Annotated in this window: 18 protein-coding genes; 8 read left to right on the top strand and 10 right to left on the bottom strand. The window is 54.5% G+C overall.

Translation table 11 applies throughout. From position 1 onward, the window contains the following. Nucleotides 1–275 precede the first annotated feature (275 nt). Entirely contained in the window at nucleotides 276–587 is a 312-nt protein-coding gene (locus H8711_RS00280; protein ID WP_249281526.1) for a S24 family peptidase, read from the top strand. A 92-nt stretch (nucleotides 588–679) separates the two neighbouring features. Here H8711_RS00280 and H8711_RS00275 read toward each other — a convergent pair whose 3' ends face one another. Next, the gene (locus H8711_RS00275) at nucleotides 680–1840 is read right to left on the bottom strand and encodes an aminotransferase class V-fold PLP-dependent enzyme (protein ID WP_249281525.1); all 1161 of its coding nucleotides are present in this window, start codon (nucleotides 1838–1840) and stop codon (nucleotides 680–682) included. A gap of 224 nt (nucleotides 1841–2064) precedes the next feature. On the opposite strand from H8711_RS00275, the gene H8711_RS00270 reads away from it, so the two are divergent. Both H8711_RS00270 and H8711_RS00265 read left to right on the top strand, forming a co-directional pair. Continuing rightward, nucleotides 2065–2613 carry an NADH peroxidase gene (locus H8711_RS00270; RefSeq protein ID WP_249281524.1) on the top strand — a complete coding sequence of 183 codons (549 nt, stop codon included), beginning with the start codon at nucleotides 2065–2067 and terminating at the stop codon, nucleotides 2611–2613. A gap of 203 nt (nucleotides 2614–2816) precedes the next feature. Then, the gene (locus H8711_RS00265; protein WP_249281523.1) at nucleotides 2817–2990 is read left to right on the top strand and encodes a hypothetical protein; all 174 of its coding nucleotides are present in this window, start codon (nucleotides 2817–2819) and stop codon (nucleotides 2988–2990) included. A gap of 101 nt (nucleotides 2991–3091) precedes the next feature. Here H8711_RS00265 and H8711_RS00260 read toward each other — a convergent pair whose 3' ends face one another. From H8711_RS00260 to H8711_RS00225, 8 genes are all read right to left on the bottom strand, one after another. After that, nucleotides 3092–3970, bottom strand: coding sequence for a YitT family protein (locus H8711_RS00260; RefSeq protein ID WP_249281522.1), 879 nt, complete (start codon nucleotides 3968–3970; stop codon nucleotides 3092–3094). A gap of 24 nt (nucleotides 3971–3994) precedes the next feature. Beyond that, nucleotides 3995–4402 (bottom strand): Mini-ribonuclease 3, encoded by a 408-nt coding sequence (locus H8711_RS00255; protein ID WP_249281521.1) that lies wholly within the window; start codon nucleotides 4400–4402, stop codon nucleotides 3995–3997. 4 nt (nucleotides 4403–4406) lie between these two features. Beyond that, complete coding sequence (gene obgE / locus H8711_RS00250; RefSeq protein ID WP_249281520.1) at nucleotides 4407–5684, bottom strand: GTPase ObgE; 1278 nt, start codon at nucleotides 5682–5684, stop codon at nucleotides 4407–4409. Nucleotides 5685–5857: 173 nt separating this feature from the next. Continuing rightward, the gene (rpmA, locus tag H8711_RS00245) at nucleotides 5858–6139 is read right to left on the bottom strand and encodes a 50S ribosomal protein L27 (protein WP_249281519.1); all 282 of its coding nucleotides are present in this window, start codon (nucleotides 6137–6139) and stop codon (nucleotides 5858–5860) included. A gap of 4 nt (nucleotides 6140–6143) precedes the next feature. Beyond that, nucleotides 6144–6461, bottom strand: coding sequence for a ribosomal-processing cysteine protease Prp (locus tag H8711_RS00240; protein ID WP_249281518.1), 318 nt, complete (start codon nucleotides 6459–6461; stop codon nucleotides 6144–6146). 15 nt (nucleotides 6462–6476) lie between these two features. Beyond that, nucleotides 6477–6788 carry a 50S ribosomal protein L21 gene (gene rplU, locus H8711_RS00235; RefSeq protein ID WP_249281517.1) on the bottom strand — a complete coding sequence of 104 codons (312 nt, stop codon included), beginning with the start codon at nucleotides 6786–6788 and terminating at the stop codon, nucleotides 6477–6479. A gap of 203 nt (nucleotides 6789–6991) precedes the next feature. Further along, complete coding sequence (locus tag H8711_RS00230) at nucleotides 6992–7666, bottom strand: SdpI family protein (RefSeq protein ID WP_249281516.1); 675 nt, start codon at nucleotides 7664–7666, stop codon at nucleotides 6992–6994. A 46-nt stretch (nucleotides 7667–7712) separates the two neighbouring features. Then, nucleotides 7713–7991: an autorepressor SdpR family transcription factor gene (locus tag H8711_RS00225; RefSeq protein WP_249281515.1), complete on the bottom strand. Its 279-nt coding sequence runs from the start codon at nucleotides 7989–7991 to the stop codon at nucleotides 7713–7715. A gap of 189 nt (nucleotides 7992–8180) precedes the next feature. On the opposite strand from H8711_RS00225, the gene H8711_RS00220 reads away from it, so the two are divergent. Continuing rightward, nucleotides 8181–8777 (top strand): hydrolase, encoded by a 597-nt coding sequence (locus H8711_RS00220; RefSeq protein ID WP_283245788.1) that lies wholly within the window; start codon nucleotides 8181–8183, stop codon nucleotides 8775–8777. Between the two features lie 51 nt (nucleotides 8778–8828). On the opposite strand, the gene H8711_RS00215 is transcribed toward H8711_RS00220, so the two are convergent. After that, nucleotides 8829–10538, bottom strand: a complete 1710-nt coding sequence (locus tag H8711_RS00215) for a DEAD/DEAH box helicase (protein ID WP_249281514.1) — start codon at nucleotides 10536–10538, stop codon at nucleotides 8829–8831. Nucleotides 10539–11255: 717 nt separating this feature from the next. Between H8711_RS00215 and H8711_RS00210 the strand changes: the two genes are divergently transcribed. From H8711_RS00210 to H8711_RS00195, 4 genes are all read left to right on the top strand, one after another. Beyond that, nucleotides 11256–12284 (top strand): methionine ABC transporter ATP-binding protein, encoded by a 1029-nt coding sequence (locus H8711_RS00210; protein WP_249281513.1) that lies wholly within the window; start codon nucleotides 11256–11258, stop codon nucleotides 12282–12284. Beyond that, a complete protein-coding gene (locus tag H8711_RS00205; RefSeq protein WP_425515986.1) occupies nucleotides 12277–12936 on the top strand; it encodes a methionine ABC transporter permease in 660 nt (219 codons plus the stop codon). Before H8711_RS00210 ends, H8711_RS00205 begins: the two co-directional genes overlap by 8 nt. A 57-nt stretch (nucleotides 12937–12993) precedes the next feature. Continuing rightward, the gene (locus H8711_RS00200) at nucleotides 12994–13794 is read left to right on the top strand and encodes a MetQ/NlpA family ABC transporter substrate-binding protein (RefSeq protein ID WP_249281511.1); all 801 of its coding nucleotides are present in this window, start codon (nucleotides 12994–12996) and stop codon (nucleotides 13792–13794) included. A gap of 252 nt (nucleotides 13795–14046) precedes the next feature. Next, the gene (locus H8711_RS00195) at nucleotides 14047–14535 is read left to right on the top strand and encodes a DNA-deoxyinosine glycosylase (protein WP_249281510.1); all 489 of its coding nucleotides are present in this window, start codon (nucleotides 14047–14049) and stop codon (nucleotides 14533–14535) included. Nucleotides 14536–14581: the final 46 nt, after the last annotated feature.

Raw genomic sequence — 14581 nt, 5'->3', positions numbered from 1 at the left:
CGTCAAGAATTTCCCCTTTATTATACAACGTCCCCCTATCTATATGCAACTAGAAATGTCCGGAGAACCCGTTCAAAGAAACAGGCGCAGAGAAAAAACAGGGGCATGACACACAGGCCATACCCCCGCTTTACCCAATCATCCTCCAAATTGGGGCCAGCAGCACCCGGATGACGCTGCCAAATACTCCGCGCGTGGTTTCTCAGAACGTTTTTTGCATCCATTGCCTTTTGCACCGCTTTTTGATAGGATAAAGGCAGAAGGAGGCGAATCAGTTGGGATTCGACAAGGAAAATATCTACACCGCACAGAAGCTGCAATCCGGGCTGGTCTGCCTGGTGCAGGGCTTCGGCCAATCGATGACCCCGATTTTAAAATCGGGCCAGGTCTGCGAGGTTACGCCGGTCAACGACGCCACCGTACTCAAAAAGAACGATATCGTTTTTGTCAAGGTGAGCGGCCACTTTTATCTGCACAAGATCTCAGCCATCAAGAATAATCAATATCAAATCAGCAACAACCACGGGCACGTCAACGGATGGACCAACCGAAGAAATATCTTCGGCAAGGTGACAAAAATTTTATAATGGAGAAGGTACGCGGGAATCAAACCTACCCATGCCGCTCTGTACGGCCTGCACCGGTTTGGAAAGCCGTGAGGTACACCCATCGTTCTCACTCAATCCTTCAGCAGTTTGTGCAGGGCTTCCACCGCAAAGTCGATCTCCGCCTCGGTGTTGCTGTATCCCACCGAAAATCGCACTGTCCCTTGGGGATAGGTGCCCAAAGTTTTGTGCGCATTGGGTGCGCAGTGGAGCCCGCAGCGCGTCATGATGCCGTATTCGCTATCTAATAGAAAAGAGAGCTCTGCATTGTCTCGTCCCCCAAAATCGAGCGACACGATACCCGCCTTTTGATGTGCGTCATGCGAACCGACCACCCTTACGCCCGGCAATCGCTCCATTCCCGCCGTAAAACGGGCAGCCAACTCCTGCTCCCTGGTGCGAATCGAATCGATTCCGATCCGCTCCAAATATTCCAACGCCGCGTTCAGTCCGTAGATGCCCGGCAGGTTCAGCGTGCCCGCCTCAAAGCGGTCAGGCAGCAGCTCAGGCACCGTCTCCAGATGGGAAAAACTGCCGGTCCCGCCAGAGATCAGCGGGGTTATTTCCCGCGCGAACTCCTCGCGGATAAGCAGCCCGCCGATCCCCTGTGGACCAAGCAACCCTTTGTGGCCGGTGAAGCACAGTGCGTCGATGTACATGCCCTCCATATCAATGGGAAAAACACCTGCAGTCTGTGCGCTGTCCACCACAAACCGCAGGGAATGTTTGTGACAGATTCGCCCCACCTGCTCGACAGGATAGAGGGTGCCGCTGACATTGGAGGCATGCAACATCACAACGGCACGGGTGTTGGGGTGGATCAGGGACTCGATGCACTCCAATTGCAGCTCGCCAGATTCGTCGCAAGGAATGCGGTCGAATGTGACGCCCGCTTCCAACATCTGAGTGAGCGGGCGCATCACCGCATTGTGTTCCATTGCGCTGACCAGCAAGTGATCCCCCGCATGGAATCCACCTTTGATGACCAGGTTCAGCGCGGTCGTGACATTTGAGGTAAAGATCACATTGTGAGGCTCTGGAAAGTTAAAGAGCCGCGCCAAGCGCTCGCGCGCGTTAAACACCACCTCAGCTGCGTCGTAGGCGGTTTCATATTCCCCTCGGCTGACATTACAGCCTACCTGCTCCAAATATTCGCACATCCGCGGGGCTACTCCGGGCGCCTTGGGATAGGAAGTGCTCGCATGATCGAGATAAATTTTATTGGTTGTACCCATCCTCTCACCTCTTCCTGCTTATTATTCTACTATATTTCCACGATTTTTTCCAGAATCTCTTATTTTACTGCTTTTTTACGATATCATTATTTTAAATCTGAAAGAAAAAATCAAAAAAATTGAAATTAGCTCTTGCAATTCGTGTACTAATATGGTATATTAATAACAAGAACAGTTCCTATTATTATTGGTAAAGTAAATTCAATTTGTGGAGGAATTTAATTATGAAAACTTATGTATGCACCATCTGTGGATATGTCCATGTCGGCAACGAACCCCCGGAGTCTTGCCCTCAATGCCACGCTCCTGCTTCTAAGTTTGAAGAGAAAAGCGGCACCGGTATGAGTTGGGCGGATGAGCACCGCATCGGCGTGGCAGCCGGCGTTGATCCCGAGATCGTCGAAGGTCTGAGAATGAACTTCACCGGTGAGTGCACCGAAGTCGGTATGTATCTCGCCATGGCGCGCCAGGCCCATCGTGAAGGGTATCCTGAAGTGGGTCTGTACTACGAAAAGGCCGCTTACGAAGAGGCCGAACATGCCGCGAAATTCGCTGAACTGCTGGGTGAAGTGGTCTTTGCGGACACCAAGAAAAACCTGGAGCTCCGCGTTGCGGCTGAAAACGGCGCCTGCGAGGGTAAAAAACAGCTGGCTACTCGCGCAAAGGAGCTCGGCTTGGATGCCATCCACGACACGGTACATGAGATGTGCAAGGACGAAGCCCGCCACGGCTGCGGCTTTCAGGGTCTGCTCACCCGCTATTTTAGCAAATAAAATTGCTCCGTTATAGAAGGATGGAACAAAGCGGATAACTCTGCTTTGTTCCATCCTTTTTTCTTTCATTGCCCAACCAGTAAAAATTTATTGCCGCCTATTAAAATGTAAAATTTCAAAATATTTGTAGTTCAAATTTCCATGCTGCCTCGCATAAAGCACTGACACTCAACAGATACTATTTGTGAAGCGAGGTGATAAAAATGGCTAAAAATTTTGATAATAAGAAAAACCAGAACAGCAACTACTCGAACAGTCAGAATTCTCAGAACAATAACCAGAACTCCTCTAATAACAATACTAACAACAACACCAACAATTCCTCCAACAAGACTTCCAACCGTAACTCCAACAAAGCTGAAAACTCCAACTACTAAAAGCCCTTTCGCCTTTCATTTGGATTCATTTTTGCCTGCAGTGTCGATGCTGCCGGTAAAAAAGGCCGCCGCAGAAATTCTGCAGCGGCCTTTTTCTACTGTTATTTGGTATTGTCGTGGATCGGTTTGAACCCCTCGCCCATGATCTCGCCCGCCTCCGCCACAATGACAAATGCCTTGGGGTCGGCCTCATGGACCAGCTGTTTCAACCGGTAAAACTGATTCTTTCGTACCGCAGAGAGCACCACAAATCTGTCCTGTCCCGAATATGCCCCGCGTCCTGCCAGCAGCGTCGCCCCGCGATCCAGGTCGCTGATGATAAGTTTGGAAATCTCCTCGCTCTTTTCCGAGATCACCAGCACCATCTTGCCCACATCCAGTCCGTAAAGCAGCGAATCCAGCACACGCGAACAAGCAAAAATCGCAATCAGTCCGTAAAGTGCGGACTCCAACTGGCGGTACACCAACGAGGATGCCGCCAGCACCACGACATCTACAAACAGCATCGCGCGGCCGATCGGCAGGTACGGAAATTTGAGTTGGAGCAGCCGGGCTACGATGTCGGTACCGCCGGTGGTCGCACCGCGCATAAAAATGAGCGCCAGTCCGGCCCCGATGCCGACGCCGCCGAACAGCGCGGCCAACAGTGGATTTTCTGTGTACGGCGGCAAAAAGAACACCATAATATCCAGCACCACCGACATAACCAGGACACTTTTGAGGGTTTTTACTGTGGTGGACCGGCCTAAAAAATAGTAAGACAGGCCAACCAGCGGGATATTGATGAGAAGGGATACTGTGCCGATCGGCGCGCCGCTCAGATAATTGACCAGCGTGGCGATACCGGTGACCCCGCCCGGAGCAATGTGGTTAGGCGCGGTGAACATGTGCACCCCTACCGCATAGACGGCCGACCCCATGAGATCGAACAGCAGGTCGATCAGCAGGACTCTGAACTGGCTGCTCATCCGTTTCTGCACAGCTTCTCCCCCTCTTCCTCTTCTCTATTCCGCTGGAGATAATTCCTTTAAAATCAGTCCCAAAAGCGTGTGAATCCGCTCCAGATCCCCTGCCAGATACAGATATCCGATCAACGCTTCCAATCCGGTCGCCTTGCGGTAATCCTGCACATCGGCATTTTTTGGCGGATGCACGCCGCTGCTGTTGCGCCCGCGCCGCAGGATATCCGCTTCCTCCTCGGAAAGGGTTCCGGCGATGACATCACAGGCCCGTGCCTGAAAGGAAGCGTTGACCAGTTCCACCGTTTTGCGGTGCAGCTTATTTGGCGGCATGCTGCCCGAGGCGACAATGCGCTCTCGCATCAGCAACTCATAGACCGCGTCGCCCAAAAAGGCGAGCGTCAACGGGCTCATCTGTTTGGGGGGACAGGAGGGTTTTGCACATTCCAGCATGTCATCACCTTACATAATCAAATTCAAAGTCGAGGATGCTCACCGTGTCGCCGTCCTGTATCCCCATTTCATCCAGCTTATCGATGATACCGCTGTTGCGCAGCACCCGCTGAAAATATTGCAGGCTCTCGTAGTCATCCATGTTGACCGAACCGAGCACAGGCGCAAGCCAATCGGCATCCACCAGATAGACGCCATCCTGCACCGTCACTGTGAAGGCACGCTTGTCCTTGGGCTCCAACGCGGAGAGCGGAAGCTCCTCTTTCTCATATACCTTGATCGGAGGCAGGGTGTCCAGCAACTGCGCAACCGCATAGATCAGCGCATCTACCCCCTGCCGCGTCGCGGCGGAGATCGGGAAGAAGCGCAGTCCCTTGCCCTCCACATAATCCCGGAAGCGCACGATCTGCTCCTCAGTGGCGAGGTCGCACTTGTTGCCGGCGACAATCTGAGGGCGGCCCGCCAACTCCTCGTTGAAGCTGCTCAGCTCCAGGTTGATCTTTTCAAAGTCCTCAACCGGGTCGCGTCCCTCAATGCCTGAAACGTCCACCACATGCACATTCAGCCGGCAGCGCTCGACATGGCGCAAAAACTCGTGTCCCAACCCGACTCCCTCAGATGCACCTTCGATGAGGCCTGGGATATCGGCCATCACAAAGGATTTGGTCTCATCCACCCGCACCACGCCCAGCACCGGGGTTAACGTGGTAAAATGGTAGTTCGCGATGGCCGGTTTCGCCTCGCTGCACACCGAGATCAGGCTGGACTTGCCCACATTCGGGAAGCCCACCAGCCCCACATCGGCCAACAGCTTGAGTTCCAGCGTGACCTCAAACTCCTCGCCGGGCAGGCCCGGTTTTGCAAAGCGTGGCACCTGTCGGGTCGGAGTGGCGAAGTGGGTGTTTCCCCATCCGCCCTTGCCGCCGCGCGCCACAACTTGGGGCTCGTGGGAAGAAAGATCCGCAAGGATACGGCCGGTCTCCGCCTCCTTGACCAACGTGCCCATCGGCACCTTGATGACGAGATCGGGCGCAGATTTACCCGAACAGCGTTTGCCCGCACCGGGCGCCCCGTTTTGTGCGAAATAACGCTTTTTATAACGAAACTCCACCAATGTGGAGAGATTGGTGTCCACCTGAAACACCACATTGCCGCCGCGTCCTCCGTCGCCTCCGTCCGGGCCGCCCGCCGCAACATATTTTTCCCGATGAAACGACACAGCTCCAGCTCCGCCGTCGCCCGCTTTGATCCTGATTTTTGCGGTATCTACAAATGCTGCCATGACCATTCACCTTCCTGGGAATATCTCCCCCATGCTCTGCCGGACACGCCATGCGCGAGTGAATACTTCTTTAGCATTTCCCGAAAGCTGCGGCTTCATCCACGCAGCTCTCTACCCGGCCCATCAAGTAAAAAATCCCGAGTTTACACTCGGGATTTTTTATTCTGATTCAATTACTGTTCCGCGTAGACGCTGACCTTTTTGCGGTCTTTGCCCCAGCGCTCGAACTTCACCTTGCCGTCCACCGTGGCAAACAGGGTGTCGTCGGAACCGCGGCGGACATTCACACCCGGATGAATGTGGGTACCGCGCTGACGAACGAGAATGTTGCCAGCCAGAACGAACTGACCGTCGGCACGCTTCACACCAAGCCGCTTGGACTCGGAGTCACGGCCGTTCTTGGTGGAACCAACGCCCTTTTTATGAGCGAAAAACTGCATACTGATTCTTAACATATCGTTACACCTCCGAAGTAATCAATTGAATATGATTCGGGTAATCCTCCGCGAGCAATTGCATCTGAAGATAAAAAGCGGACAACATCGGGTCGGCCGCCGGATGCCGCTGCCCGGAAAGGCTGAGAGAAATTTCGTTTTCCGCTACCCAGATATCCGCGGGGAGCTTCAACACCTCGGTGATCCCGTTGACAGTGAGCTGAAGGGCCGATGACACGCTTGCACACACGATATCCTGTCCAAAGTCAGCAAACATCGCGTGACCCGAAACCGCAAATGCGCTACAACGCCCCTTTTCAAAACGAAACTTCGCCGTTATCATGTCGGGTTTGTCCCCTTACAGCGAGATTGCTTCGATCTCAACCTTGGTATAAGGTTGTCTGTGACCGATCTTTCTCTTGGAGTCCTTCTTAGGTTTGTAGGTGAGAACAGTGATCTTCTTGCCTTTGCCGTTCTTTACAACCTTCGCGGCGACTGTGGCGCCCGCGACATAAGGGGAACCGACAACCAGGCCGTCTTCCTTGCCGACGGCGATTACTTTTTCAAAGTTAATCTTTTCTTCGGCTTCGACATTCAGTTTTTCGATGAAAACAACATCGCCCTCTTGGACGCGATACTGCTTGCCACCGGTTTCAATGATTGCGTACATAATGAAACAAGCCTCTTTCTTTCAGTCTCGCTGATAACAGGCGACGCCATCCCCCATCTCTGAAAAAGGGCATACTTCTAGCCTGTGACATGCGGCCTATTTATAATACCACAGAGTTTTTTCCCAGTCAAGTTTATTTTACCAAATTTCCGCGAAAATATCGGCATTAAAACCTCTTTCACTTTCAAACTCCCGTTTTCGTCTCAAGATTTGCGTCTTTCCTCCCCTATCACGTTCCGGTAGATCAGCCAGGAGTCCACAGTCGGCACGAGCGCGATCATCAGGACAGAAGCAATCAACCCGGCGTGGGCAACAACCATCCGCCCTGTAAAATAAGCGGTCAGACAGAGCGCAATCACCGTCACACCGGCTGCGAGCCCCCAATACGCCGCCCGGCGGTGGGTGCGCCGCCACACCTCTTCGTTGGATAACGTCCATTTGGTGCGGACACCCAAAAAGCGGTTCTGCTTGATGACCCCCATAAAGTTACTGATCACAATCATCAAAACGCCCAACGGCAGGCCCACCAGCAGTTCGACTGACAGCCGGTCGTCCGCACCCATCCGCGCCATAACCATCGGGAACCACGAAATCACGAGGAAAAACAGGATGAGGACAGAAAATACGATCTGTTCCACCCTGCGGTTGCGCGCAATCCTGGGATTGTCACGCGTCAGGTGACGGTAAAGCATCGTTCCTCCCAGCAGAAGCACCGGAAGAAAGCCCAGAAGCGGCGTTGTCCAGCGCGGCCCCCAGCCGTCGATCACGCCGGCAGCATTGCCATGAACCGGCACCTGCTCGGGCAGAGTGAACATCACCGCAAATAGGGCCAAAAGGTTGCAGAGCACAACCGGCCAAAAAATCCGGTTAAATTTCATCAAAAACGCCTCCCTCGCCCGGCAAGCGGGCAGCAAAAATAAGAAGTTACGCTCCGGTCGAATCTCCCCCCGGACGGGTTAAGCCGGCCAAAAACCCCATCAAATCTTGAAGGATGGTGGTGTTGATCGAGTAGACGATCCGCTGGCCCTGCTTTTCGGCGTCGACCAGGCCGGCCTGCTTGAGCACATTCAAATGGTGGCTGATCGAAGGCTTTGTCATATCGAAGTGGTCCGCGATCTGCCCCGCCGTGAGGTTCTCACGCCGCAGCAGGGTTAAAATTTGGCGGCGCGTCGGATCGGACAGCGCCCTCCAGATGTCATTCAATGGGACCCCTCCTTCGTATTAGATATTTAGAAAATTTTCTAAATATAGTTTAACATTAAGCTCCTCCGCTGTCAAGCAGGAGAAAGTTCCCTTTTTTCCAAAATTCGCATTTTTTCGCGGGATATGATATAATGACAGGAGAAATTCAGACCGGTGCGACCGGTTACAACAAAATAATGAGGTGTCAACATGGAAGAAATCAGCTACAAGGACAAATTTCTCGCCTACTATAAAGAAAATATCCACCGCGAGGGCAGCGACCGCCTTCTGGAGTGGCTGTTGAAGACAGACTTCTTCACCGCACCCGCCAGCACCAAGTTCCACTGCGCCTGCGAGGGCGGCCTGGTGCAGCACAGCGTCAACGTCTACGAGGTGATGATGGAAAAGCATTTTGACCCGGAGGAGGACAGCGCCGAAAGCTTTGCGCTCTGTGCCCTGCTGCACGATCTGTGCAAGGCGCAGTTTTACAAGGTGTCCAGCCGAAACGTCAAAAATGAAAAGACCGGCCAATGGGAAAAACAGCCCTATTACAGCATCGAGGATGTGTTTCCCTACGGCCACGGCGAAAAGAGCGTCTTTTTGATCGAGCGCTTCGTGCGCCTCTCGACCAGCGAAGCGATGGCTGTCCGCTGGCATATGGGCGGGTTTGACGACACCGCCAAGGCGGGCGGATTTGCGATCAGCCAGGCTTACGACAAATACCCGCTGGCGGTCAAACTCCATCTCTCGGATTTGGAAGCGACCTACCTGCGCGAGCATGGGACCTCCAGTGTGCGCAACCGCTGAAAAGAGCCGCCCCACGGAACAATTCCGTGGGGCGGCTCTTTTGCTCCGCACTCATCCGCGCGGCTTGTGGTATCGCTTTTTGCTCGGCAGCTTGCGGTAATCCTTTTCCGCGGTGCGCGGACTGCGGATATCGCGGCGCTGCTGCGGGGCGCGGTCGCCGCGCCCCCTGTTTTCGTAAGCTGCGGCGGTGATCGGCCGTCCGCAGATCTTGCTGTTATGCATCGCGCTTATCGTCGATTCGAGCGCATCCGTGGGGATGCCCACGATGCTGCGGTCGTCGTAAATTTCGATTTTGCCGATGTCACGCCCCGCAAGTTCGGTGCGCTCGGTGAGGGCGCCCACGATATGGTTGGGGGCGACCCGGCTGGAGCGGCCGATCCCCAGCACAATTTTGGAATAACCCGAAGGGGCACCATCGGTGCGGATGCGCGCCTTGTTCGCCTTGATCTCCCTGAGCTCGAGGTCAGGCCGGCCGAAGTGCAGCTCCATCAGCGCGGCGGCAACCAGTTCAGGCGCAAAGCCCTTCTCGTTGAGCCGTTCCACCAGGTCGCTGTAGGCCAGTTCGCCCTTTTCGTGCAGCAGGTTTTCGATCTGCTGCATCTGCTGTTCGGCCATCTTCTGCCGGATCTGCCCGGCATTGGGGATCTCGCAGCGCACGATCTTCGACTTGGTGACGCGGGCGGTGAACATCAGTTGTTCCACCTGCCGCCGTCCGCTGCACAGGGTGATGGCGGCGCCCGACTTGCCCGCGCGGCCGGTGCGCCCGATGCGGTGAACATAATATTCCGCATTCTGCGGGATGTCGTAGTTGATGACGTAATCGATATCGTTCACATCGATGCCGCGCGCGGCCACATCAGTGGCAACCAAAATGCTGGTCTTTCCATATTTGAAGGATTCCATCACCTTGGTGCGTTGGCTCTGCTTCATGTCGCCGTGCAGCCCTTCCACGTTGAAGCCCTGCTTCGTCAAAAATGCGGCGATCTCATCCACCATCGATTTGGTGTTGCAGAAGATCATAGCGAGGCTGGGGTTGTAATAGCGCAAAATCAGGTTGAGCGCGTCCATCTTGCGCCCCATCGGAACATCGTAAAAATACTGCTCGATGTTTTCAACCGTCACCTGCTTCTTGTCGATCTCCACAAGTTGCGGGTTCTTCTGGTACTCCTTGGTGAGCGCCAGAATCGCGGGCGGCATGGTGGCCGAAAACAGGATGGTCTGCCGGTCGTCCGGCGTGTCCTGCAAAATGGTCTCGATATCCTCGCGAAAGCCCATCGAGAGCATCTCGTCCGCCTCGTCAAGCACGATCATCTTGAGGTGGTCGAGCTTGAGCGTCCGCCGTCTCATGTGATCCATCACACGGCCGGGTGTGCCGACCACAACGTTGGCTCGTTTGAGTTTGAGAATTTGGCGGTCCATCGGCGCGCCGCCGTAGACGTCGGCGGTGCGGATGCCCGGTAAGAACTGTGCGAGTTTTTTGATCTCCTCACATGCTTGCATGGCGAGCTCACGGGTGGGGCACAGGATGAGCACCTGCACCTGGGGCTTCCCTTCCCCGGTCTCGACCTTCTCGATTGCCGGGATGCCGAACGCCAGAGTTTTTCCGGTGCCTGTCTGGGAACGGCCGATCACATCGTAACCGTTTTGAATGAGTGGGATGCTCTGCGCCTGGATGTCGGTCGCGTTCTCAAAGCCCATGGCTTCGATGGCACGCATGATTTCAGGACGAATATGGAGCTGTATAAATGGGGTTGGATTCATTGGGTTCCTCTTTTCACTGATAGATTTGTTTCGTCACCGGCATGCGCATCATCGGCTTTTCTCCGCCGCGCGGCGCTGAGGGCCGCCGGAATACCGATTTGAGACGCGCGCCCCTGCCATCCGGGCGCGACAATCAAGCGCACACTTGAAACAAACCAGTATCTACTGAAAAAACGAGGGACTCACCTCGGCTGAAACATATGATACAGTCTACCACATTCTGTACAATCATTCAATGAACAGTTTGTAAAAAACCTACAATGAGCGGTTTCATTTCACCCGATATTGCCGGTAATTGCTCGTCACGAAGGAAAATTTTTTAAAAATTTATTGACAAACTGGATTCGGAGGTCTATACTCTCTATAAAATAAAACCGCCCAGGAAAGGAGGCACTCGATATGAAGAACTACTTTACGCAGTTGCTGCGCAACAATTTCCGTTGCGGCCGAATGTTCTACTCCCGGACACATCTTTTGTGCGGGACTATTTGTCGTGCCTCCATGCCTTTTCGGCCTGTAGATGCATAACAATTATTATTCTGTCACAATGGTGTCCGGGAGTTGCTGTCGATGCGGCCCCCGGATTTTTTGTTGCCTTTTTTCATACAACTTCGACAAAATGTTCGGGGGCTCCTCCTCTCCCCTGTACCTGAATATAAAAATATGGTATGATAGAAAACGTTCTATGGAACCATTAAGCGAGAAAGCAGGGATGTTATGAGCGTGACTACTCCCCTGATCCAATTGAAGGGGTTGGGGAAAACTTTTCAGAGCAAGGACAGCGCCGTCACAGCTCTGGATCATATCGATCTGGAGATCAACAGCGGCGAAATCTTTGGAATCATCGGTATGAGCGGGGCGGGCAAAAGCACCTTGGTGCGCTGCATCAACCTGTTGGAGCGGCCCACAAGCGGCAAGGTGCTTTTTGCGGGCGTGGATCTCTCCACTCTCAGCGGTGCGGCTCTAAACAAAACCCGCCAACAGATGGGGATGATCTTTCAGCAGTTCAATCTGCTGATGCAGCGCACCGCCGTCGGCAATATCTGTTTCCCCATGGAGCTGTGCGGCGTTCCCAAGGCGCAGGCGCGGCAGCGCGCGCTGGAGCTTTTGGAGCTGGTTGGGCTATCCGACAAGGCCAACGCTTACCCGGCGCAGCTCTCAGGTGGACAAAAACAGCGCGTCGCCATTGCGCGCGCCCTCGCCACCAACCCCAAGGTGCTGCTGTGCGACGAGGCCACCAGTGCGCTTGATCCCACCACCACGCGCTCCATTCTCGCTCTGCTCAAGGATATCAACCAACGGCTGGGCATCACCATTGTGGTGATCACCCACGAGATGGCGGTGATCGAGGAGATCTGCCAGCGGGTGGCAATCATCGCGGACAGCCACGTCGCCGAGGTGGGCAATGTGGAGGATATCTTCACCAATCCCCAGTCGCAGGCGGCGAAAAAGCTGGTCTATCCCGAGGAGGGCAAGCCGATCGACGACTTTGTGGACCATAAGCACTGCTGCCGCATCGTGTTCGACGGCAACTCCTCCTTTGAGCCTGTGGTCGCGAGCATGATTCTGGAGTGTCGGGAGCCGGTCAACATCCTGTTTGCCGATACTAAAAATATCGATGGGCGCGCATTCGGTCAGATCGTCATCCAGCTCCCCGACGACCCTCTTGCCGCCAAACGGATTCTGTCCTATCTGCGCTCACGCGAAAGCATCACTGTAGAGGAGGTGGACAATTATGTTGTTTGAGGCCAGCACCTGGCAGATGATCGGCGTCGGTTTGTTGGAGTCGCTGTATATGATCCTGTGCTCCACCCTGCTCGCCTACATACTCGGCTTGCCCATGGGGGTTGCGCTGGTGGTCACCGATAAGGACGGAATCCATCCCATCCCCGTGTTCAACAGCATCCTCGGTTTTGTCATCAATGTATTTCGTTCGGTTCCCTTTTTGATCCTTTTGGTTTTCGTCATGCCGTTTACACGCGCTGTGGTGGGCACCACAATCGGTTCCACCGCCACCATTGTGCCGCTGGTTATCGGGGCCGCCCCTTTCATCGCGCGCCTGGTCGAGTCCTCCATCAAGGAGGTGGATCGCGGAGTAATCGAGGCCGCGCAGTCGATGGGCGCTTCAACGATGGACATCATCTGGAAGGTGATGCTCCCCGAAGCGAAGCCCACCCTGATTATCAACGGCGCAATCGCCATCACCACCATCCTCAGTTACTCAGCGATGGCCGGCTTTACAGGCGGCGGCGGACTGGGCAGCATTGCGGTCAACTACGGCTACTACCGCTATGAGGACGATATCATGCTTGTTACAGTTGTACTCTTGGTCATCATTGTGCAGCTGTTCCAGGAGGTGGGCATGAAAATTGCCCGCACTACCGATAAACGACTTTAAACTGGGAGCCGGTGGGCAGATCCACTGGTTCCACAAAAAACTGGAGGTTAGAAGACTATGAAAAAGCTCTTATCCATTCTTTTGGTTGCCACACTGTCCCTCTCGCTGCTGGCCGGCTGCGGAAAATCCAAAAATACAATTGTGGTCGGCGCTTCTCCGACACCCCATGCGGAGATTCTCAAGGTCGCCCAGGGCGTTTTGGAAAAGCAAGGCTATAAAATGGAGATCAAAGAATTCTCCGACTACATTCAGCCCAACGTCGCGCTGGCAGACGGAACTTTGGACGCCAACTACTTCCAGCATTTTCCCTATCTGGAGGACTACAACGCGGAGAACGGCACCGATCTGATCTCAATGGCCGCGATCCACTATGAGCCGTTCGGCATCTACCCCGGCAAAACCACCTCGCTCGCCAAGCTGCGCGACGGCGCGACCATCTCGGTGCCCAACGATACCACCAATGAAGCGCGTGCGCTGGCGCTGCTGGAGGACCAAGGCCTCATTACCATCGACCCCGACGCCGGTTTGAAGGCCACGGTTCAGGATATCATCGACAATCCCCACGGCCTGAAGATCCAGGAGATTGAAGCGGCGCAATTGGCCCGCTCCCTTCAGGATGTGGATCTCGCTGTCATCAATGGCAACTATGCGATCCAGGCCGGCCTGAATGCCGCCAGCGACGCGATTGCTATCGAAGGTAAGGACTCGCTCGGCGCGACCTTCGCCAACGTCCTCGCCGTGCGCAACGGGGACGAGAACCGCGAAGATCTCAAAGCGCTGGTTGCAGCGCTGCAGAGCGACGAAGTGCGGGCTTACATAGAGGAGACCTTCCAGGGTGCTGTCGTACCGATGTTCTAAACTTATCTTTGCAAAGAGGCGCTCGCTGCGACGGTGCAGCGGGCGCGTTCTGTTTGCACGACAAATTCCACCTTGCCCAAAGGGGAAGAGCGGTGTATACTAACTTTATTGCTTTGGATGTGAGGTGATCAGGATGAAAAAAGGATTCTCAGTTGCTGGCTTGATCCTTGGAATTGTCGCTGTACTGGCGGGAGCTGCTGCGATCGTATTCAGCGGAATCAGCCTTGGACAACCGAAGAAAATCGAATTCTGATGGAAACAATCTTTCACACCCTACCGCCGGTTTACAACCGGCATTCCCGCGTCCTGATTCTTGGCTCCATGCCTTCTCCGCAGTCCCGACAGGTGGGCTTTTACTACGGACACCCACAAAACCGGTTTTGGCGGGTGCTGGCCGCTGTATTCGGCTCGCCGCTTCCCACCACGACCGAGGAAAAGCGCGCCTTTCTGCTCGAACGGAAAATCGCACTCTGGGATGTGCTCGCACGCTGTGACATCGTGGGTGCGAGCGACAGCAGCATCCGCAATCCGCTGCCCAACGACTTCTCCCCCATCTTTGAAGTCGCAAGGATCGAGCAAGTTTATACCACCGGCGCTGCCGCAACCAAACTTTACACCAAGCTCTCCGCTTTTTCTTCTTCACACCCGCCCATCTACCTGCCCTCTCCAAGTCCAGCCAACTGCCGGATGCCCTTTGAGGAACTGGCGCAGGCCTATCAGGTTATCCTACAACACCTCTAAAAACAACAAGGCGCTGCCGCATACTGCCGCGGACAGCGCCCTTTTC

Origin of the sequence: Ligaoa zhengdingensis, assembly GCF_014384885.1 — a bacterium.
Classification (GTDB): domain Bacteria; phylum Bacillota; class Clostridia; order Oscillospirales; family Ruminococcaceae; genus Ligaoa; species Ligaoa zhengdingensis.
This window is presented reverse-complemented; position numbering and strand designations above follow the sequence as displayed.